Below are 20,672 nucleotides of genomic sequence, written 5' to 3' on the forward strand. Positions count from 1 at the left end.
TTCTAAGTCGCAGCCAAGCCCTCAGCCAAAAAGCGTAATCAAGATGAGCTTTTTTCAATTAAATTCTTAATTTTCTTGCGCAAAAATTCAAAATCGTGACTAAGCTTTAATTAGCCTTTGCTTTTCTCTTAATCTAATTACACGTCATTTTAGCGGGTTTTCGGAGGTCTCTATGAGTATTTTTGAGCATTACCAATCACGATACGAAGCAGCGCAAGAAGAAGAATACAGTATTGAGGAATTTCTCGAGATCTGTAAGAAGGATAAATCAGCTTATGCCAGCGCACCTGAACGGCTACTGATGGCCATTGGTGAGCCGGAGATTATCGACACATCAACCGATGCGCGCTTAAGCAGGCTCTTTTCTAATCGCGTAGTTGCACGCTACCCTGCATTTCACGATTTTTATGGTATGGAAGATGCCATTGAGCAAATCGTCTCTTATTTAAAACATGCTGCGCAAGGCTTAGAAGAATGTAAGCAAGTACTGTATTTACTTGGCCCAGTAGGTGGCGGTAAATCATCTATTGCTGAAAAGCTAAAATACTTAATGCAGCAGGTACCTATTTACTCAATCAAAGGCTCGCCTGTTAACGACCACCCTTTAGCGTTATTTGACCCAAATGAAGACGCTGAACTTTTAGAAAAAGAATACGGCATTAAACCGCGTTATTTAAAAACAGTGATGTCACCGTGGGCCGCAAAACGTTTAAGTGAATTTAATGGTGATATTAGCCAATTTAGAGTGGTTAAGCGCTTCCCATCTATTTTAAATCAAGTCGCGATTGCGAAAACCGAGCCCGGCGATGAAAACAATCAAGACATTTCAGCGTTAGTGGGTAAAGTCGATATTCGCCAGCTTGAGCACTTTGCACAGAACGACCCTGATGCCTATGCCTACTCAGGTGCACTTTGTTTAGCGAACCAAGGCTTAATGGAATTTGTGGAAATGTTTAAAGCGCCAATCAAGGTGCTACACCCACTGCTTACAGCAACGCAAGAAGGCAATTACAACGGCACAGAAGGCATTAGTGCCCTGCCGTTTAATGGCATGATTTTAGCTCACTCAAATGAATCTGAGTGGCAAACATTTAAGAACAACAAAAACAATGAAGCATTTTTAGACCGTGTTTACATCGTCAAAGTGCCTTATTGTTTACGTGTATCTGAAGAAGTTAAAATTTACAACAAACTACTCGAAAACAGTGAATTACATGATGCGCCTTGTGCACCGGGCACATTAAAAACACTGGCACAATTTACCACCCTTTCGCGAATTAAAGAGCCAGAAAACTCAAGTATCTATTCAAAAATGCGGGTCTATGACGGCGAAAGCTTAAAAGATACTGATCCGAAAGCTAAGTCGTATCAAGAATACCGCGATTACGCGGGTGTTGATGAGGGCATGACAGGGCTTTCTACCCGCTTTGCGTTCAAGATTCTATCACGGGTATTTAACTTCGATACCACTGAAGTGGCTGCCAACCCAGTGCACTTATTCTATGTTCTTGAACAGCAAATTGAGCGTGAGCAATTTACCGCCGACGTTGAAGAGCGTTACTTAAGCCACTTAAAAGGCTACCTCATTCCTCAGTATGTAGAGTTTATCGGTAAAGAGTTACAAACAGCCTATTTAGAATCATACTCTGAATATGGGCAAAACATCTTTGACCGCTATGTGACGTATGCTGATTTCTGGATCCAAGATCAAGAATACCGTGACCCAGATACCGGCCAGTTATTTGACCGTGCTGCGCTTAACGCAGAGCTTGAGAAGATTGAAAAACCTGCGGGTATTTCAAACCCTAAAGATTTCCGTAATGAAATAGTCAATTTCGTACTGCGTGCGCGTGCCCACAACCAAGGCAAGAATCCGCTTTGGACCAGCTACGAAAAACTTCGCACGGTTATTGAGAAGAAAATGTTCTCAAATACCGAAGATCTGCTGCCGGTTATTTCCTTCAATGCGAAAACCTCGGCTGAAGATCAGAAAAAACACGAAGACTTTGTCAATCGTATGGTTGAGAAAGGCTATACCCAAAAACAAGTACGTTTACTTTCTGAATGGTATTTACGCGTTAGAAAATCGCAGTAAAAAACGTTTGTTTTAAGGGGGTTGTTATGGCGCATTTTATTGACCGACGCCTGAATGGAAAAAACAAAAGTACCTTGAATCGTCAACGATTCATCAGGCGTTATAAAAAACAGATTAAAGAAGCGGTATCTGATGCCATTAATAAGCGCAGCGTAACCGATACCACCAGCGGCGAGAGTATCTCGATTCCGCAACGTGATATCAGTGAGCCTATTTTTCATCAAGGACGTGGTGGCGACCGTGAACAGATCCACCCAGGCAATGACCAGTTTTCGACGGGCGACAAAATCAAGCGCCCGCAAGGAGGCGGTCAAGGTGGTGGTAGCGGCGAAGGTGAAGCAAGTGACTCTGGTGAAGGACAAGACGACTTTGTATTTTCTATTTCAAAAGATGAATACTTAGACTTATTGTTCGAAGATCTTGAACTGCCCAACCTGCAACAAAACCAGCTCGATAAACTGGTGCAAATGAAAACCCATCGCGCTGGTTTTTGTAACGACGGCATGCCAAGCAATATTGATATTGTTCGCTCATTACAAGGCTCGCTTGCTCGAAGAGTGGCGATGACTGCAGGCAAAAAACGTCAGCTTGCTGAGCTTGAAGGTCAGCTCGCTCTGCTACAAGCTGAAGAGCAGCCAGACAAGGCAACCATTGCTTTACTTGAACGTCAGATTGAGGAGTTGCAAAACCGCATTAAAGCAGTGCCATTTATTGATAATTACGACTTACGTTTTCGTAATTATGAAAAGCAACCACACCCAACAAGCAAAGCTGTCATGTTTTGTTTAATGGATGTGTCTGGCTCGATGGATCAAGCAACAAAAGACATGGCAAAACGCTTTTATATTCTGCTTTATCAATTTTTAACTCGTAGCTACAAAAATATAGAGGTTGTCTATATTCGTCATCATACCCAAGCGAAAGAAGTCGATGAGCAAGAGTTTTTCTATTCTCAAGAAACGGGTGGCACCATAGTATCAAGTGCATTAAAACTGATGAACGAAATCATCGCTGAACGTTATAACCCTGAAGAGTGGAACATTTACGCAGCGCAAGCCTCTGATGGTGATAACTGGGCTGATGATTCGCCAAACTGTGGCGAAATTTTACGTAATAAACTGTTAAAGGCGGTGCGCTATTACGCCTATATCGAAATTACAGCCCGTGCTCATCAAAGTTTATGGCGAGAGTATCAATCAATAGTGCAAACCCACGACAATTTTGCCATGCAACACATTCGTGGCGTTGAGGACATTTACCCTATTTTCCGTGAATTATTTAAAAAGAATCGTCAGCAGCAAGGCGCCGCATAGCCTTGCCAGTGAGGTAAAGTATGGCCGATAAACGTATTAGCGACGGTCCTGATTGGACATTTGATCTACTAACAGAGTATCAAACTGAGATTGAACGGGTAGCGAAAATTTATAAACTCGATACCTACCCTAATCAAATTGAGGTGATCACTGCTGAACAAATGATGGATGCCTATTCGAGTGTGGGTATGCCGATTGGCTATAGCCACTGGTCGTATGGTAAAAAATTCATTCAAACAGAGCAGAATTATAAGCGAGGGCAGATGGGCCTCGCTTATGAAATTGTTATTAACTCAGATCCTTGCATTGCCTATTTAATGGAAGAAAACACCCTGCCAATGCAAGCCTTGGTAATGGCCCATGCCTGTTATGGTCACAACTCATTTTTTAAAGGCAATTACTTATTTAAAACCTGGACTGATGCCAGCTCAATTATCGATTACTTATTATTTGCCAAAAATTACATTGCCAAGTGCGAAGAGAAATACGGTATTACCGAGGTCGAAAACCTGATTGATTCATGTCATGCATTAATGAATTATGGTGTCGACCGCTACAAACGCCCGCAACGTATCTCTCTTTATGAAGAGCAAAAACGCCAACAAGAACGTGAAGACTACCTACAATCGCAAGTCAACGAGTTGTGGCGCACAATCCCTACTTCGCAGCAAGAGTCAAAAAAACGTGAGCGCCGTTTTCCAGAAGAGCCACAAGAAAACATTTTGTACTTCATCGAAAAAAATGCGCCGCTGCTAGAGTCATGGCAACGAGAAATAATTCGAATTGTGCGTAAAATTTCGCAATATTTTTACCCACAAAAACAAACTCAAGTGATGAATGAGGGCTGGGCTACGTTTTGGCATTACACCATTTTGAACCATCTGTACGACGAAGGTAAGCTCACCGATGCCTTTATGCTCGAGTTTTTACAAAGTCACACCAATGTGGTGTATCAACCACCCTACAACAGTAATTATTATTCAGGGATCAACCCCTATGCTCTTGGCTTTAACATGATGGTTGATATTCGCCGTATTTGCGAAAACCCAACAGAAGAAGACAAGAAGTGGTTTCCAGAGTATGCCGGCAGTGATTGGTTAGAAACCTTGCACTTTGCAATGCAAAACTTTAAAGACGAGAGCTTTATTAGCCAGTTTTTATCGCCAAAAATTATTCGTGATTTTAAGTTGTTTACCATTATTGATCATGAAAAAGAGCCAACCCTCAATGTCGGTGCCATTCATGATGAAATGGGCTATCACCAGGTGCGTGAAACCCTGTCGGCACAATACAACTTAAGTAATCACGAACCAAATATTCAAGTCTATAATGTTGATATTAGAGGAGATCGTTCACTTACTCTGCGTTATGTACCCCATAACAATATTCCTTTAAACAAGTCTAAAGATGAAGTACTAAAACACCTTTACAGGTTATGGGGCTTTAAGGTAAAACTGGAACAAGAAAGCGCAACAGGTGAAGTTTCATTATTGGGTGAATGCCCAAGCAGTGATGCCCGACACACAACAGAGTAACCAAAAATGAATAAAAAGATATTGGTGATCATCGACTCAACGGCCGATGCTAAAACATCTATATTACATGCAAGACAAAAAGCCAAAGGCATGAAGCATATTGATATTGTTGCTTTTAGCTACGAAGACACCAATAACATTTTATTCTCTATTCCACCTGATGAAGCGCTGGCTATTCAAGACAAAGAGCTTGCTAAAGTCCGTGCAGCACTTGGTCCACTTATCAGCGAGTATTTAGATGATGGTAGCTATACTTTGCAAACCCTGTGGCATGAAAGCCCAGTACAATGGCTAGCCAATGAGCTTGATACGTCAGATTATGAAATGGTGATTAAAACTCGCCACATCGACGAAGAAACGCAATTTACAGAGCTAGACTGGCAGCTTATTCGCTTTAGCCCGCTGCCACTTTATTTGGCCGCCGATAACAAATGGCGTAACAATACCAATGTGCTGGCAGCCCTTGATTTAGGCAGTGAGAAGGCGACTAAATACTGTTTAAACGAAGCAATTATCAAAGCAGGCTTAGCCTATGCAAAAGACTACGACAGCGAGTTTTATGCCTGTTATACCGTACATGTATCACCGTTTTTACGTGATTTAGGCATTGTATTTTCAGATGAGCAAGTGATTAACGCCTTTGAAAAGCTACCCGTAGCACAGCGAACCTTAATCGAAGCGCACGACTTAAAAGACAAGCTTAAAATCAAAGCCGGTGTGGTTGAGCAAGTGATCCCAAGTGTTGCAGCTAAATTAAATGCTGACTTAGTGATTATGGGTTCGGTGGGTAATACAGGTATTAAAGGTCATTTAATTGGTAATACCGCCGAAAAAGTCATGAAGCTACTTAAAACAGATATTCTTGTGTTACCGCCACTTGGGGTTTAATCTGCTTAACTGAATAGAGTTACTATGAAAAAGGGGCTTAATTGCCCCTTGTTTGTTTATAAATCTGTGTAAGCTGTGACCTTGTTACGGCCGTTTTCTTTTGAGTGATATAAGGCTTTATCGGCGGCTTCAACCCACTTTTCGTAGCGATCAAACTTCTCGTCGAAGCAGGCAAAGCCAATACTGACCGTCAGTTGAATTTGTTTGCCATCAAAGTAAATTGATGAGTTCTCAATGAGTGTTCTTAATCGCTCAGCAAATATATGTGCACCTTCATGATCAGTATCAAGCAAGGTTACCGCAAACTCTTCACCGCCATAGCGACCTGCTAAGTCTGTTTCACGCAGAGTTTTACGCAGTAAGTCTGCAATATGACGCAGCGCCTCATCACCGCCGCGATGGCCATGTTCATCATTAACCTTTTTAAAGTGATCAATATCAAACATTAACAAGGTGCTGCACCCGCCACTGCGCACTATGCGCATGTATTCTTTGCGTAGCTTTTCTTCCCAGTAACCACGGTTAGTAAGCTTAGTAAGTGCATCGGTACGGCTCATTTGTTCAAGCTTGCTATTCGCTTCTTCTAGCTCTTTTTTATTCACCGCTTCATCGGTTACATCATAGATAATGATACAGATATGCGATACTTCACCTGTGGTCGTCGTCAGTGGAATAAAAGTGGCATTTTGATACATATGATCCGCTTTACCGGTAATTGGGCGGTAATTCTTAAAACGGAAAATATATGGCTGCTGCTCCCAAATAGTAAATGAGCGATTATTTAAAATGAACACAGACTCAGATTTGCTGCGAAACCACTTTTCATCGATTGATGGAAACAAATCAAACAGGTCTTTATCTTTCACCGCGCTTGGCAATAGGCCAGAATGGTTTTCCATAAACCCATTCCAGATGCATACTTTGTAGTCTCTATCGAGCACCACTAGGCCTACATCAACGGTATTAAACATATCCATTAACCAATGGAGTTCATTCATATTAAAATCGGCTGCAGGCATAGTTTAGTCTTCTAATAAATAAGCTACTTTGTACTTAAGGGTTTTTAATGAGTCCTCGGTGAACAGCAACATCAAATCACAGTTAATATTGTGATTTTCGATGCCATAGCTGATCTCAATCGCCAGCGTTCGTTGCCAGCGAGATTTATTCGCCTTTACTAAATCAGATACATCACAGTGTTGTCCCAGCACCACAGGATGACCTTGGCTAAAACGCATATCTAATTGGTGCGACAGTCCTGTCAGAATAGCCCCTATTAATATGTTACTCACATCCATTAATAGCTCTAATTCAACTTTATCGTTGAGCTCACCCTCATAATTCATTAACGAGGCGATTTCTTTAAAACTTGAATCATTTAACAGCAATAGTGCTTCGCCAGAAACACCGCCGCCAATAAAACCCTGACATACACCTGAGGTTGCGGCATTGGCATCAATCGAGCGCAAAGCCATATCTAGTTCATTGACTTCTAAAACATTTACATTAGGAATAGGAAGCTTTACGAATACATTAAGAAGACGCGCTAATAAGTCTCCAGCTTGCCCCATTGCGACATTGGTGAGTTCTTGGTAGATATCACGCACATCGGGATCAACTTGCTCACCTAGCTTATTAGCAAGACGCTCACGCATGGCTTTATCTTTAATACCATGATGTTCAATAATACTCGCTAGTTTCTCGGCGGAACAAGGTTTTTGAATAAAGTCGATTGCGCCTAACTCAAGCACACGTCGATGAGCATTAGGTTGGATGTCTCCAGATACAACAACAGTGAGAACATGAAGGTCTTGTTCTTGAATGGCTTGCAGTACTTCGTAACCATCCATTTCAGGCATGTTTAAATCGAGAAATAAAATTTCCGGCTGAATTTTTTTGATTTGCTCAATACAGTGAACACCATTTTCAGCAAACTCAATTTTTATATCCCAATCATCGGGTAAAGAGCGTGCTAATTGTCGACGTGCTAACTTTGAATCATCACAAACTAATACCGATGTTGACATATATTCTCTCTAAATCCACACTTTCTAACTAGCAAAAACATTAACTAGTAACTTTATTCTTATTTTTATATGTAAAAAATAGGGTCACAGGCACATGTTAATCAAACTAATGGTTATTTACAATTTTAAATTGTACTAATCCTTGGAGCCACTTCATGAGTATAATACACTGAAGTTAAATGCGTTAATTTAAAGGAATTTTATTATGTTACGTCCGCTAATGTTTGCATTAGGCGCTGTGTGCACGTTTAGTTATGCAGGTGATTTATCAGAAAATAGTTTAGACGCAGGTAAGGTTTCAGCCCAGTCTAAACCGGTTACTTTACTAGGGCAAGGTGTTGAAGTTGGCCAACAAGCGCCTAATTTTAAAGTAGTAGATGGCAACTTTACCCCCGTCACACTAGACAACTATCGAGGCCAAGCCGTGCTTTTAAGCGTTGTGCCAAGTTTAGACACAGGTGTATGTAGTATTCAAACCAAACACTTCAATGAAAAAGTAGCTTCAGAATACCCAAGTGTGGCGATGCTGACCTTAAGCGCAGATTTACCGTTCGCACAGAAGCGTTTTTGTAAAGCCGAGAATATAGACAAAATAGTGACCTTATCTGACTCTGTATGGCGTGACTTTGGTAAGAACTACGGTTTGATTATCAAAGATATGGGCTTGTTAACCCGTGCCGTATTTGTGCTCGATAAAGAACATAACATCGTTTACAAGCAGCTTGTCGATAACCTTTCAAAAGAGCCTGATTACGACGGTGCTATTGCTGCATTAAAGAAACTGTAAAAGCGCAATTTTAACTTGCAGTGATACAAACACAAAAAAACCGCCCAAGGCGGTTTTTTCATATCAGCAATTAGGGTATTAACCTAAAAGCTCACCAAGTTGTTGGCTAACAGCTTCAACAGCTTGAGTACCGTCTAACTTGTGGTACTGAGTGTTACCCGCTTTTGCTTCTGCTTGGTAGTAATCAACTAATGGTTTAGTTTGGTCGTGGTAAATACCTAAACGCTTACGAACTGTTTCTTCAGTGTCGTCATCACGAATGATTAGGTCTTCACCTGTGATGTCATCTTTACCATCAACTTTAGGTGGATTATAAACAACGTGATAAACACGACCAGAGCCAGGGTGTACGCGACGGCCGCCCATACGCTCAACGATGATTTCGTCAGCAACGTCAAATTCGATAACGTGATCAACTACCACGCCATTCTCTTTCATTGCATCTGCTTGAGGAATAGTACGAGGGAAACCGTCTAGTAAGAAACCTTTTTCGCAATCTGGCTTAGCAATGCGCTCTTTAACTAGACCGATAATAATTTCGTCAGATACTAATTGACCTGCATCCATTACTTTTTTAGCTTCAAGACCAAGTGGTGTACCTTCTTTGATTGCTGCACGCAGCATATCGCCCGTAGAAATTTGTGGAATACCGTATTTGTCCATCAAAAACTGAGCTTGAGTACCTTTACCTGCACCCGGCGCGCCCAAAAGAATAATGCGCATATCATTGTCCTCTGTGTGATACTAATCTTAATAATGGTCGATCAGTGGAGTTTTGTTTTTAGAGCCTGAATTCTTCCACAACTAAGGCTATACCTCAAGTAACTTATACCAATTGCCTATATTAGCGGCAATAAAAAAGGGAGCCTTGCTCCCTTTTCAAACTCATTGCGCTAAAACGCTTATTTGCTTAAATCTAGCATTAGTTTGTTCAAACGAGTTACAAAGCCTGCAGGGTCTTTTAACGTACCGCGCTCAGCCAGTAATGCTTGATCTAGAAGCACTTGTGACCACTGGGCAAACTTGTCTTCATCTTGTTCAACATTTAAGTGTTTAACAAGCTGATGCTCTGGGTTAAGCTCAAAAATTGGCTTTTGCTCAGGCACTGTTTGACCAACTGATTCCATTAACTTTTGCATTTGCGAGCTCATATCGTGCTCATCAGCAACAACACATGCAGGAGAGTCAGTTAGACGGTGCGTAAAGCGTACGTCTTTAACGTTATCACCTAGTGCAGCTTTAATGCGCTCAACTAGGCCTGCAACTTCTTTTTCTGACTCTTCTTGCGCTTTTTTAGTTTCTTCGTCATCCATGTTGCCTAAATCTAAGTCACCACGAGTAATTGACTGGAATGATTTTTCGTTGAACTCTGTTAAGTAGCTCATCATCCACTCATCAACACGGTCGCTTAGAAGCAATACTTCGATGCCCTTCTTACGGAAGATCTCTAAGTGTGGTGAGTTCTTCGCTGCAGCAAATGAATCAGCAACTACATAATAGATTTTGTCTTGCTCTGGCTTCATACGCTCAATGTATTGCTCAAGCGATACATTTTGAGTGCTTTCATCAGTATGTGTAGAAGCAAAACGCAGTAGCTTAGCAATGGCTTCTTTGTTAGCCGCATCTTCAGCAGGGCCTTCTTTTAACACCTGACCAAACTCGTTCCAGAACGTTTGGTAATCTTCTTCGCGGTTTTTCGCCATACGCTCAAGCATTTTAAGTACGCGCGATGTACACCCTTTACGGATTGCTTGTGTTACTTTGTTGTCTTGTAAGATTTCACGCGACACGTTTAGTGGTAAGTCGTTTGAATCAAGTAAACCTTTCACAAAACGTAAGTAGCTTGGCATGAACTGCTCAGCGTCATCCATGATGAAAACGCGTTGTACATACAGTTTTAAACCAGATTGACGCTCACGGTTCCATAAATCGAAAGGTGCTTTTTTCGGGATGTATAACAAGCTAGTGTACTCAGTTTTACCTTCAACCTTGTTATGTGCCCAGCTTAGTGGCTCTTCCCAATCGTGACCGATATGCTTATAAAACTCTTTGTACTCTTCGTCTGTTACTTCTGACTTGTCACGGGTCCATAGTGCTGTCGCGCGGTTAATACCTTCCCACTCGCCTGGCTGTGCTGGAATTTTCTCGCCGTCAGGACCTTCAGATTCAGGTACCTCTGCTTTATACATCTCAACTGGAATAGAAATATGGTCTGAATATTTAGTGACGATGCTACGTAAACGGAACTCATCAGCAAATTCTGTTTCGTCTTCACGAAGGTGAAGAATGATTTCAGTACCGCGTGATGGTTTATCAATCTCTTGTAATGTGTACTCACCTTCACCTGCAGATTGCCATTCAATACCTTGGCTTTCACCTGCTTTACGCGTACGCACTGTTACTTTATCAGCAACGATAAACGCTGAGTAAAAACCAACACCAAATTGACCAATCAATTGTGAATCTTTGCTTTGGTCGCCTGTTAGGTTTTGGAAAAATTCTGCGGTGCCTGATTTTGCAATTGTACCTAGTGAATTGATCACATCTTCACGGCTCATACCAATACCGTTATCAGTAATGGTGACCGTGTTTGCTTCTTTATCGGCACTGATACGTACTTTTAGTTCCGCATCGTTTTCGTATAAATCGCCATTCGAAAGCGCAAGGAAACGTAATTTATCTGCCGCATCTGACGCGTTTGATACAAGCTCACGTAGGAAAATCTCTTTATTAGAGTAAAGAGAGTGAATCATCAGGTTTAATAGTTGTTTGACTTCTGTTTGAAAGCCTAATGTTTCTTTTTGTGCTGCAGTCATTGTGTAAATCTCCAATTAACAAAGTGTCTAATCTGCACTATGACTCTTTATATGGGGCAGGCTTTTTGAACTTCAAGGCAAAAAATTAAAAAAGTCTGCGTCAGGCTGACTTGATTAATAAATCAAGTTTCGTGGTGTTCAAGATAATATTCATAAAATCTTATCGTGGTATCCCCAATAAATTTACAGTCTTCTACAGTTGACAAACCAAGACTACTTATAAGGTTGGCCACTCTAGAAATATCAGCCAAGTAAATTCCTAAATTAAAACTTTCATTATCATTTCTATGAGTTTTAATAAATATTCCTAACTTTCCGACTAAATCTTTGCTTATCTCGTCGAAAAATCTTTCTTCATGCTCTAATTTACACTTATCATTTTGATCAACCATTTCATTCAAAGAAAAAAGGTTAATTGGAAAGCCTATTTCTTTTGAAAAGAGTATATGGTTGGATTTTAAGGTCAAATTACTTATTGAAGCAGGATTGTTCTCGGGAAAAACAATAGAATATAAGCGATTCTTATTTACTATTATAGTCTCTTCACTAACTCCCTGATAAGTTGCATGTATTGATTTAAAGCCATATAAAATTTCGTCTATATGTGCAGAAAAAGATTTATAGTGCTCGATATACATGGCAAATGACTCTTTCTTCTCAGCCAGTTGTAATTGACGTTCAGCTCTAATAGATTGCTCCTGTGATAGCTTAAGCTGTTCAAAAGAAAAGTTTTGTTGAAGCCTAAAAAGCCTCAGCTGCTCAGCTAGGTATAAACTTCTTGAATAGAGACCTAATAAAGTTGTAATAGCAACCATAAGAAGAAATAGCCTAATAGGAAAAGCGAAAACAGCTTCAAACTCCATCCAATTTGATAGGTTTGTTATATCAAAACTAATGTGACGCCCAACAAAAGAAAGCTCTAATGCTAATGCGCTTAAAGGTAGAAACCATGTAAGTGAAAGTGAAAATGAAAACCTATGGTCCCACTTTTGAGCTTCTTTCTCATGAAAACTCTTGTGTCCTTCATTTTGATTATTCTTCCTAAAAACCTTCATAGATATTTCTCTATATTTTCTTTGTATAAAATAAAACATAAACAAAAAAGTCTGCGATTTGCAGACTTTTTGTAATAACTTTTTTGATCGAGGTTGTTAGACCTGATTTACGGCGCGTCGCCCGCTAAATGCATGCATCAATGTCATACCATCGAGTAAATCGAGCTCACCACCAACAGGGACACCGTGAGCAATTCGAGATGCACCTACCTGATACTTATGACAAAGCTCAGCAATGTAGTGGGCTGTGGTTTCCCCTTCAACACTTGGATTGGTTGCGAGGATCACCTCATTAATGCCACCTTGTTGCAACTTGCTTTCAAGAATATCAAGGCCAATTTCTTTTGGTCCTATGCCATCAATTGGCGACAAGTGACCCATTAAAACAAAGTAAAGACCTTGGTATTGACCAGTTTGCTCAATCGCGAGTACATCGGTTGGTGATTCGACCACACACAATAAACCACTATCTTGGCGTTTAACACTTGAACAAATATCGCATACCGCTTGCTCTGTAAAAGTACGACAAGATTGACAATGCCCTACTTCATCCATTGCCTTGGTTAATGCATGGCCAAGCTGTTTACCACCCTGACGGTCACGCTCAAGCAAATGAAAAGCAATGCGCTGTGCCGACTTAGGGCCTATGCCCGGCTGGCATCGTAGCGCTTCAATTAGCTGTGTTAAACTAGGAGATAGTTGCATACAAAATCACTTAGAATGGCATTTTCATACCTGGTGGTAATTGCATACCGCCAGTTACTTTGCTCATGCGCTCTTGTGTTTCTTCAGCAACACGACGTACAGCATCGTTACACGCTGCCGCTAATAAATCTTCGATCATGTCTTTGTCGTCTTCCATTAGGCTGTCATCTAATTCAACACGACGAACATTGTGGTTACCAAGCATAGTTACTTTAACTAGGCCTGCACCTGCTTCACCTACAACTTCAAGGTTTGCGATTTCTTCTTGGGCTTTTTGCATGCGCTCTTGCATTTGCTGCGCTTGCTTCATCATGTTACCCATTCCACCTTTAAACATAACTGTCTCTCTTTCTAAACTACTTTAATTGGCATGAAGATAAGGGCTATTGTAACTAATTACAATGCCTGAATACTGTTTTCATCGATTATAGCGCTAAATAACTGCTGAAATTGCACTATATTTTCATCGCTATTTATTACATCAATCGCTTGTTGATGACGTCCCGCATCAATTTTTTGTTGAATCAAATACGGTGAATCAATTACGCCATCAGCAAACTCGATACTAAGCTCAACATTATGGCCATAAATTTCACTTAATGCGGCATTGAGCTTTTGTCTTAGCACAGCGCTATCTAAATGGCGCTGTGATGAATCAACTTCAATGTGCAGCTGATTATTCTGCTTGGTAAAGATTGAATGCAGCGCAAATTGGCGCATGCGACCACCCAGTCCCATGCGTTTAATTAAATACGCCCATTCGTCTTGTTCATGTGCAAATTTAATACTGCTGATCGGGCTTTCAAAATCATCAGGTATCGGAATACTGGCTTCTTCAACTACTGGCTCTGGCGCTTTTTGTGGATTGATCTGCTCAAGTAACTCTGGCGCTAAGTTTTCGGTGATTGTTTGATGCTTTTCTCGAAAGTCGACTTTTTTTACTTTACTACTGCTCTCCCCCGTTTGCTGGGGGATGGGCTTTTTTACTTCAGCAGCCATTGCTTGCTGCTGAGGCTGAATGTTGGTCGCGGCTGTGCTTTGTTGCACTGGCGGCTCTGCTTTGGGCTTAGCTTCAGGCTGTGGTTCTGCTTTAGCATGAGTTTGCGTTGCTGCACCACTTAAACGCCCAGCACCTGAAATATTGCGATCTTGTAAAATACGAGCAATGGCCGACTGCGCCTGACTTTGCTGCTGTTGTAATTGTGCTGGTGCTGTTTGCTGTTGCTGAGGCGCAGATGCTTCATTGGCAGTAAAGCCCTGATCATAGGCGCTATTCATCACATCATCGTATTGCGCTGCAAGTGATGAATCCATTTGCGCATCATGATCGTCCATGTAATCTTGCGAAGAATACTCTGGTGATGAGTACTCAGCTGCTGGCACTTGCTCTGAGTGGCTTGGCTCTTGCTGTTGTGGCGCAGGTTGAACTTCAGCAACCATTGCAGTTTCAACAGATTGCTGAGGCTGTTGACCAGCATCAGGCTGCTCTACTGCTGTTGCTTCAACTTGCTGGGCAGGCTCATGGCTATGTGCCGTTTCTGCCTTGGCTGCTTGAATAGGCTCAGCTTGTGTTGGCTGAGGCTCTGAAGGAACAGCAGTTGTCTGTGCAGAGCTATGTGCAACTGGTGCTTGCTCTGAAGCAGCTTGCTCACGTTGCGCCGTAGATTTTTTCAAAATATCACGCAGTGCACCGGCACCACTTGGCTTAACCTGTTGCTGGGTATTCGTTGGTGTTTGGCTTTGTGCAAATTGCGTAGGTTGGAATGCAAGCAGTCGCAACATGATCATTTCAAAGCCAAGTTTAGCATCGGGTGCCCATTGCAAATCTTTTTTACCATTGAGTAGCAATTGGTAGTAAACCTGCATCTGCTGTGCATCAGTGGTTTGTGCCACCTGCTCAATAAAATCTCGGTTAGTATCATCAAGTGCCGCTGCACTAGGCACAAGTTGCACAAGCTGAATAAGATGCGTCAGGGCAATTAAATCGTCGAGCAAGGCTACAAAGTTGGGGTTTCGGCTAACGACTGCTTTTACTTCTTGAAGTAATGCATCGCCATCTTGGCACAGTAACGCTGCTAACATGGTTTGGCTATATTGAGTATCCATCAAGCCAAGCATAGTTTGCACAGCCTGATGATTAATATTGCCATTGGTTTGCGCAATTGCTTGGTCTGTAAGACTCAATGCATCACGCATACTACCATCGGCTGCCTTAGCTAAAATAGACAATGATTTATCATCGAAACTTAGCTGTTCTTGATTAAGAACATGGGCAAGCTGATCATGAATTTCTGATTGCGACAAAGCATTTAAATTAAACTGTAAGCAACGCGATAAAATCGTCACGGGTAGTTTTTGCGGATCGGTTGTCGCTAATAAAAACTTCACATGCTCTGGCGGTTCTTCCAATGTTTTTAGTAATGCATTGAAACTGTGCTTTGACAGCATGTGAACTTCATCGATTAGGTATACCTTGTAACGACCACGTGTTGGTGCGTATTGAACGTTATCAAGGATTTCGCGGGTATCTTCTACTTTGGTACGTGATGCCGCATCGATTTCTAATAAATCAATATAACGGCCTGCTTCAATGTCAGTACAACTTGAACATTGGCCGCATGGCTCAGCAGAGATACCCTTATCGCAGTTGAGACTTTTTGCGAATATACGTGCAATGGTTGTTTTACCCACCCCACGGGTTCCAGTAAAGAGATAAGCGTGATGGAGTCTATTTTGTGTTAATGCATTAACTAATGCTTGTTTAACATGAGACTGCCCCACTAACTCGTGAAAGGTTTGTGGTCGCCATTTCCTTGCTAGAACCTGATAACTCATTAATTATTCGCCTTCGAATTCAACCAACTTTAAGATTTTGATGCCCATATCAGCAACTCGTTGCTCACCACCCAGCTCAGGTAAAGAAACAACAAATGCCGCATCAGTTGCGTTACCGCCAAGTTTAGCAACTAATTTTGCCGTTGCTTCGATTGTGCCACCTGTAGCCAGTAAGTCATCTACTAGTAACACTTTATCGCCAGGGACAATTGCGTCTGTATGAAGCTCAAGAATATCTTCACCATACTCTAATTGATAACTTTGTGAAATCACTTCGCGAGGAAGTTTGCCTGGTTTACGAACAGGAATGAATGGAATACCTAGTGCGTAAGAAAGTGGTGCACCGAAGATAAAACCACGAGATTCAGTACCGATGATTTTTGTAAAACCTTGGTCTTTATATGCTGCAATAAAGCTGTCGATGGTTGCTTTAAATGCGTCAGCATTAGCCATTAAAGTAGTTACGTCGCGGAACATAATGCCCGGCTTTGGGTAATCAGCGATCGTTGCAATGCTCTGTTTGATGAGCGTTGAAGTTGCTTGAGTCATAATTATACTGCTCAAAAAGTTTATCTAACAAAGCTCGAGAGTATAACATCACCTTAGTAGAAAGTCGGTAGCAAGTTTCGAAATTAATCACTTAACAAGAAATATCAGCTATAAAAAAGGCTGCATAATGCAGCCTATTGTCTTTAATTTGCTTGCGCAGATTAAGATAAAGAAGTGATCCAACCAAGAATAGCGTTTAGACAGCCAATGCCACCGAATACAGCTAAAAACGCAATGAAATAAGTTGTATTGAACGGATCTTTAAAGTCTTTATCATTCGACATAATTACTACCTTTATTTAAGCACGACAAAATAAGGCGCTCATAATAGTCGAACTAAATACATCAATAAAGACTTTTAGCTGATTTTTAAACCAAGGTATTAGAAACCACAATGCCGCGTTCTGCCATGGCACTTAAGGTATTGAGCGCTCCTTGATACAGCTGCTCTTGGCTAAATTGAGGCGCATGCTCTGCAACTGCTTGGCATACATCATTTAAATCGGCACCCGGCTGAGATTCTATGATATTAAGAAGTAATGCGGTCATCGCATTTGTTGATAAAAATTGTACTTCGTCATCGTTATCACGATAAACCACAAAGTAACTGGGTTGTGCTGCCGCTTCACTTGGTTGATTATCTGCACTGATGGTATGAACAGGAAAACTGTAACTCAAGTTACGCGCAAGTGAACTTAAGAATAATGCAGAGCTTGTCACTTGATGAGCCGATAAACTGACTTCTTCTGCCACCTCTTGAGCAACCGATACATCAAGCTCAACCCATTCATAGTGCGCTAGCTCTAACATAAACGCGGGATCATCGCTTTGCACTTCATAGTCATTAGCAAGAAAAGCCAAAAACTCCCCTGCAATATCTAAAAAATAAGGTGATTTACAATCATGCTGGCTAAAAAACTGCCTAACGAGTCTGTGCCAAGCTTGCTCTGAATATAAACTTTTTAATACTGGATACGCAGAGCTGACAAACCCATCCACATTATTAAAAAATAAGTCGCGGTAAATAGCCATCCGACGCTCTTCAATATCACTAGGCTTAGCGTGTTGTTGAGGGTCGCGGATATGCGCCATAAACGCTTGCTGTACTTGAGTAAAATGTTCAGGCACTGTGTTTAACCCTTGCTTGGTTTTGCTTATTGACTGTGTGCTGCAGTGTTTCAATGGTTTTTAGCTCTGCTAATAACTCACTCATCGGCGGAATATTAAAATCACGCTCTAATAAGGTGGGAAATACGCCATGAACTTCATAAGCTTTTTCAAGCAATTGCCAAACAGGATCGATAACTGGCGCACCATGGGTATCAACCAGTAGATCTTCAGCCTCAGTGTAATGGCCCGCAACATGCCCATAGGCAATCCGTTTTGTTGGTAATTCAGCTAGGAATTGCTCAGCGTTATAACCATGATTAATCGAATTAACGTAAATATTATTCACGTCGAGCAGCAGTTTACAATCAGCTTCTTCTAAAACAGCATTAGTAAATTCAAGTTCTGTCATTTGTTGCCCAGGGGCGCCATAGTAAGACACGTTTTCAATAGCAATTGGCTGTTCTAAAATATCTTGTACTTGCCTAATACGAGAAGCAACATGCTTAATAGCATCTTCAGTAAATGGTATAGGCATTAAATCGTACATATGTCCTTCGCCCGAGCAGTAACTTAAGTGCTCGCTGAATAAACGAATATTATGCTCTTTAAAAAAGGTTTTAAGCGATTGCACAAATTCAATATCAAGCGCTGCTGGTGAGCCAATCGATAACGATAAACCATGGCAAACAAAGGCATGTTGTTCGGTAAGCTGTTTAAATTGTTTACCAAAACGCCCCCCAAGCTTTAGCCAGTTTTCAGGTGCAACTTCTAAAAACTCAATAGGTTTAGGAACATCAATGAGCATTTCATCAAGCATTTCTCGGCGCAAACCTAAGCCAATCAGCCCAAAATCAGCTACTGATTCATTTAACATACTACCTCCTACTAAAAAGGGCCTTTACGGCCCTTTTAAAAGCTAAATGAGCGCTTAGTGATTAGAACCACATTTACCTTCGCCACACTTACCTTCTTTAGCTTTCTTTTTGTCTGCGCCACATTTACCTTCGCCGCACTTACCTTCTTTGGCTGCTTTTTTGTCTGCGCCGCATTTACCTTCGCCACACTTACCTTCTTTGGCTGCTTTTTTGTCTGCGCCGCATTTACCTTCGCCGCACTTGCCTTCTTTGGCTGCTTTTTTATCTGCGCCGCATTTACCTTCGCCGCACTTGCCTTCTTTGGCTGCTTTTTTGTCGCCGCCGCACTTACCTTCACCGCACTTGCCTTCTTTTTCAGCTTTTTTATCGCCGCCACATTTACCTTCACCGCATTTACCTTCTGCGGCATCTAGTTGATAGCCTGCTTGCATTTGCTGAAATTCAAATGGGTTTGCACTCGCATCAGTTGCTACAAAACTTGACGCACCTACTACAACCGCACCTAATGTTAATGCAATTGAATTTTTCTTAACTGTGTTCATTCGATGACTCTCTTTTTTATAAAGGGTTATTAAACAAGACCCGAGAACTAAAAATTACTTTCAAAATTTTTATAATTATTTTCTGAAAGTGCCAAGAATGCAAATTACGATTTATAAAACAATCCAGAAAAGCTAGAATACGCGTCCTAATTTTTGATGAGTTAACAGGTATCATGCGACTAGTTTTAGCACCGATGGAAGGCGTTGTGGATTTTAAAATGCGACAACTCTTAACTGATTTAGGTGGATTTGATTTATGCGTAACAGAGTTTGTTCGTGTCGTTGAAGACACACTGCCCGAACGCGTGTTTCATCGCTATTGTCCTGAGCTAAAAACAGGTGGCTATACCCGTGCAGGTACGCCAGTGCGTATTCAGTTGCTAGGTCAAGTTGCTCATGCTTTGGCAGCAAATGCCGTCAAAGCAATACGCCTAGGCTCGCATGGCATTGACTTAAATTTTGGTTGCCCAGCTAAAACAGTGAACAAAAGTAAAGGTGGTGCGGTACTGTTAAAAGACCCTGAGCACATGTATGAAATTATTAAAGCCGTACGTGATGCTGTTGATCCTTGCCATGAAGTAAGTGCCAAAATTAGGCTTGGTTTTGATGATGATAGTAATAGCCAAGAAATTGTTGATGCTGTTGTTAGCGCGGGTGCTTCAAGTCTTGCTGTTCATGCCAGAACTAAAAGAGATGGTTACAACCCACCGGCATACTGGGAAAAAATCCCCCCGTTGATCAAAGATAAAAATATTTCGGTCGTTGCTAATGGCGAAATTTGGCACGTTGAAGATGCTATGCTTTGCCAAAAACGCAGTCATTGCCAAGATTTAATGCTTGGTCGTGGTGCATTAGCGATGCCTGATTTAGCAAAACAAATAAAATCTCATGCAGAAAACGAGCATTACACTCCGATGTTATGGGAACATGTGATATACCACATCATCCATTCTTCGATGCATCAAGAAGAAAGTAAATGTGAGAAGTATTTTGCCTCTCGAACCAAGCAATGGCTTGGTTATTTAAAGCGCCAATACCCACAAGCCAACGCACTTTTTGATGAGATCAGACGTTTAAAAGCGAAAGATGAAGTCGCTGACGTACTAAGAAAGTACGCGAAAGCGCCGAGTATTGATACAAATCATAATTAGCAAATGGATTTTGTTTGATAATACCAGTATTGCCCACTTGGAAGAAAAGCGATGAACAATACTGAAATTCAAACAAAGTTATCTGCGGAACTTGCGCAGGTTCGACAACGTTTACTGGATATGCTGGCTAATTCTGATCAAGCCTATCATCAGCAACTGCTATCGCAACTCAAGGATCATCCCCCTTCAGACTGGTTAGAGCTGACAGCAAATAATCTCGGTTCTGAGTATCAAATATTGATTGCTCGAATAGAAAAGTTAGAAGCAGCACTATGCCAAATCGATATTGGGCAGTATGGCTATTGCTGTGATTGTGAAGAAAAAATTGATGACGAACGTTTACTTGCAGATCCTGCAAGCCAACGCTGTCGGCGATGCGCTCCATAGAG

The 20,672-nt window shown here is 41.4% G+C and carries 20 protein-coding genes; 7 read left to right on the plus strand and 13 right to left on the minus strand.

What is annotated here, in order from left to right; genetic code table 11:
• Window positions 1-172 precede the first annotated feature (172 nt).
• The 4 genes from ISP07_RS00515 to ISP07_RS00530 are packed head-to-tail and all read left to right on the plus strand — an operon-like array spanning window position 173 to window position 5,831.
• Window positions 173-2,095, plus strand: coding sequence for a PrkA family serine protein kinase (locus tag ISP07_RS00515; RefSeq protein WP_054551538.1), 1,923 nt, complete (start codon window positions 173-175; stop codon window positions 2,093-2,095).
• Window positions 2,096-2,121: 26 nt separating this feature from the next.
• Window positions 2,122-3,408, plus strand: a complete 1,287-nt coding sequence (locus tag ISP07_RS00520; protein ID WP_209326475.1) for a YeaH/YhbH family protein — start codon at window positions 2,122-2,124, stop codon at window positions 3,406-3,408.
• 20 nt (window positions 3,409-3,428) lie between these two features.
• Window positions 3,429-4,943, plus strand: a complete 1,515-nt coding sequence (locus ISP07_RS00525) for a SpoVR family protein (RefSeq protein WP_138616001.1) — start codon at window positions 3,429-3,431, stop codon at window positions 4,941-4,943.
• A 6-nt stretch (window positions 4,944-4,949) separates the two neighbouring features.
• Complete coding sequence (locus ISP07_RS00530; protein ID WP_054551541.1) at window positions 4,950-5,831, plus strand: universal stress protein; 882 nt, start codon at window positions 4,950-4,952, stop codon at window positions 5,829-5,831.
• Window positions 5,832-5,887: 56 nt separating this feature from the next.
• On the opposite strand, the gene ISP07_RS00535 is transcribed toward ISP07_RS00530, so the two are convergent.
• Together ISP07_RS00535 and ISP07_RS00540 are read right to left on the minus strand one after the other, a co-directional pair.
• Window positions 5,888-6,850: a sensor domain-containing diguanylate cyclase gene (locus tag ISP07_RS00535; RefSeq protein ID WP_054551542.1), complete on the minus strand. Its 963-nt coding sequence runs from the start codon at window positions 6,848-6,850 to the stop codon at window positions 5,888-5,890.
• 3 nt (window positions 6,851-6,853) lie between these two features.
• The gene (locus ISP07_RS00540) at window positions 6,854-7,858 is read right to left on the minus strand and encodes a response regulator (protein ID WP_054551543.1); all 1,005 of its coding nucleotides are present in this window, start codon (window positions 7,856-7,858) and stop codon (window positions 6,854-6,856) included.
• A 205-nt stretch (window positions 7,859-8,063) separates the two neighbouring features.
• Between ISP07_RS00540 and tpx the strand changes: the two genes are divergently transcribed.
• The gene (gene tpx / locus ISP07_RS00545; RefSeq protein WP_209326476.1) at window positions 8,064-8,645 is read left to right on the plus strand and encodes a thiol peroxidase; all 582 of its coding nucleotides are present in this window, start codon (window positions 8,064-8,066) and stop codon (window positions 8,643-8,645) included.
• Window positions 8,646-8,723: 78 nt separating this feature from the next.
• Here tpx and adk read toward each other — a convergent pair whose 3' ends face one another.
• The 11 genes from adk to ISP07_RS00595 form a co-directional block, all read right to left on the minus strand.
• A complete protein-coding gene (gene adk / locus ISP07_RS00550; RefSeq protein ID WP_036967590.1) occupies window positions 8,724-9,368 on the minus strand; it encodes an adenylate kinase in 645 nt (214 codons plus the stop codon).
• A 179-nt stretch (window positions 9,369-9,547) separates the two neighbouring features.
• A complete protein-coding gene (gene htpG / locus ISP07_RS00555) occupies window positions 9,548-11,461 on the minus strand; it encodes a molecular chaperone HtpG (protein WP_209326477.1) in 1,914 nt (637 codons plus the stop codon).
• 122 nt (window positions 11,462-11,583) lie between these two features.
• Window positions 11,584-12,516: a hypothetical protein gene (locus ISP07_RS00560; RefSeq protein ID WP_209326478.1), complete on the minus strand. Its 933-nt coding sequence runs from the start codon at window positions 12,514-12,516 to the stop codon at window positions 11,584-11,586.
• A 96-nt stretch (window positions 12,517-12,612) separates the two neighbouring features.
• Entirely contained in the window at window positions 12,613-13,221 is a 609-nt protein-coding gene (gene recR, locus ISP07_RS00565; RefSeq protein WP_209326479.1) for a recombination mediator RecR, read from the minus strand.
• A 10-nt stretch (window positions 13,222-13,231) separates the two neighbouring features.
• Window positions 13,232-13,558, minus strand: coding sequence for a YbaB/EbfC family nucleoid-associated protein (locus ISP07_RS00570; protein ID WP_054551547.1), 327 nt, complete (start codon window positions 13,556-13,558; stop codon window positions 13,232-13,234).
• Window positions 13,559-13,617: 59 nt separating this feature from the next.
• Complete coding sequence (gene dnaX / locus ISP07_RS00575; RefSeq protein WP_138600429.1) at window positions 13,618-16,056, minus strand: DNA polymerase III subunit gamma/tau; 2,439 nt, start codon at window positions 16,054-16,056, stop codon at window positions 13,618-13,620.
• Between the two features lie 3 nt (window positions 16,057-16,059).
• A complete protein-coding gene (gene apt / locus ISP07_RS00580; protein ID WP_054551549.1) occupies window positions 16,060-16,605 on the minus strand; it encodes an adenine phosphoribosyltransferase in 546 nt (181 codons plus the stop codon).
• Between the two features lie 161 nt (window positions 16,606-16,766).
• The gene (locus ISP07_RS20650; RefSeq protein WP_267874623.1) at window positions 16,767-16,889 is read right to left on the minus strand and encodes a hypothetical protein; all 123 of its coding nucleotides are present in this window, start codon (window positions 16,887-16,889) and stop codon (window positions 16,767-16,769) included.
• A gap of 85 nt (window positions 16,890-16,974) precedes the next feature.
• On the minus strand, window positions 16,975-17,733 hold the full coding sequence (locus ISP07_RS00585) for a DNA-binding domain-containing protein (RefSeq protein ID WP_324616077.1): 759 nt from the start codon (window positions 17,731-17,733) through the stop codon (window positions 16,975-16,977).
• Complete coding sequence (locus tag ISP07_RS00590; protein WP_209326480.1) at window positions 17,726-18,589, minus strand: DUF692 domain-containing protein; 864 nt, start codon at window positions 18,587-18,589, stop codon at window positions 17,726-17,728. Before ISP07_RS00590 ends, ISP07_RS00585 begins: the two co-directional genes overlap by 8 nt.
• 54 nt (window positions 18,590-18,643) lie before the next feature.
• Window positions 18,644-19,132 (minus strand): hypothetical protein, encoded by a 489-nt coding sequence (locus ISP07_RS00595; RefSeq protein WP_209326481.1) that lies wholly within the window; start codon window positions 19,130-19,132, stop codon window positions 18,644-18,646.
• Window positions 19,133-19,305: 173 nt separating this feature from the next.
• Between ISP07_RS00595 and ISP07_RS00600 the strand changes: the two genes are divergently transcribed.
• Window positions 19,306-20,283 (plus strand): tRNA-dihydrouridine synthase, encoded by a 978-nt coding sequence (locus tag ISP07_RS00600; protein ID WP_209326482.1) that lies wholly within the window; start codon window positions 19,306-19,308, stop codon window positions 20,281-20,283.
• Window positions 20,284-20,334: 51 nt separating this feature from the next.
• Window positions 20,335-20,670, plus strand: a complete 336-nt coding sequence (locus ISP07_RS00605) for a TraR/DksA family transcriptional regulator (protein ID WP_054551553.1) — start codon at window positions 20,335-20,337, stop codon at window positions 20,668-20,670.
• Window positions 20,671-20,672: the final 2 nt, after the last annotated feature.

This window comes from Pseudoalteromonas sp. PA2MD11 (genome assembly GCF_017808125.1).
GTDB classification, from domain to species: Bacteria; Pseudomonadota; Gammaproteobacteria; order Enterobacterales; family Alteromonadaceae; genus Pseudoalteromonas; species Pseudoalteromonas simplex.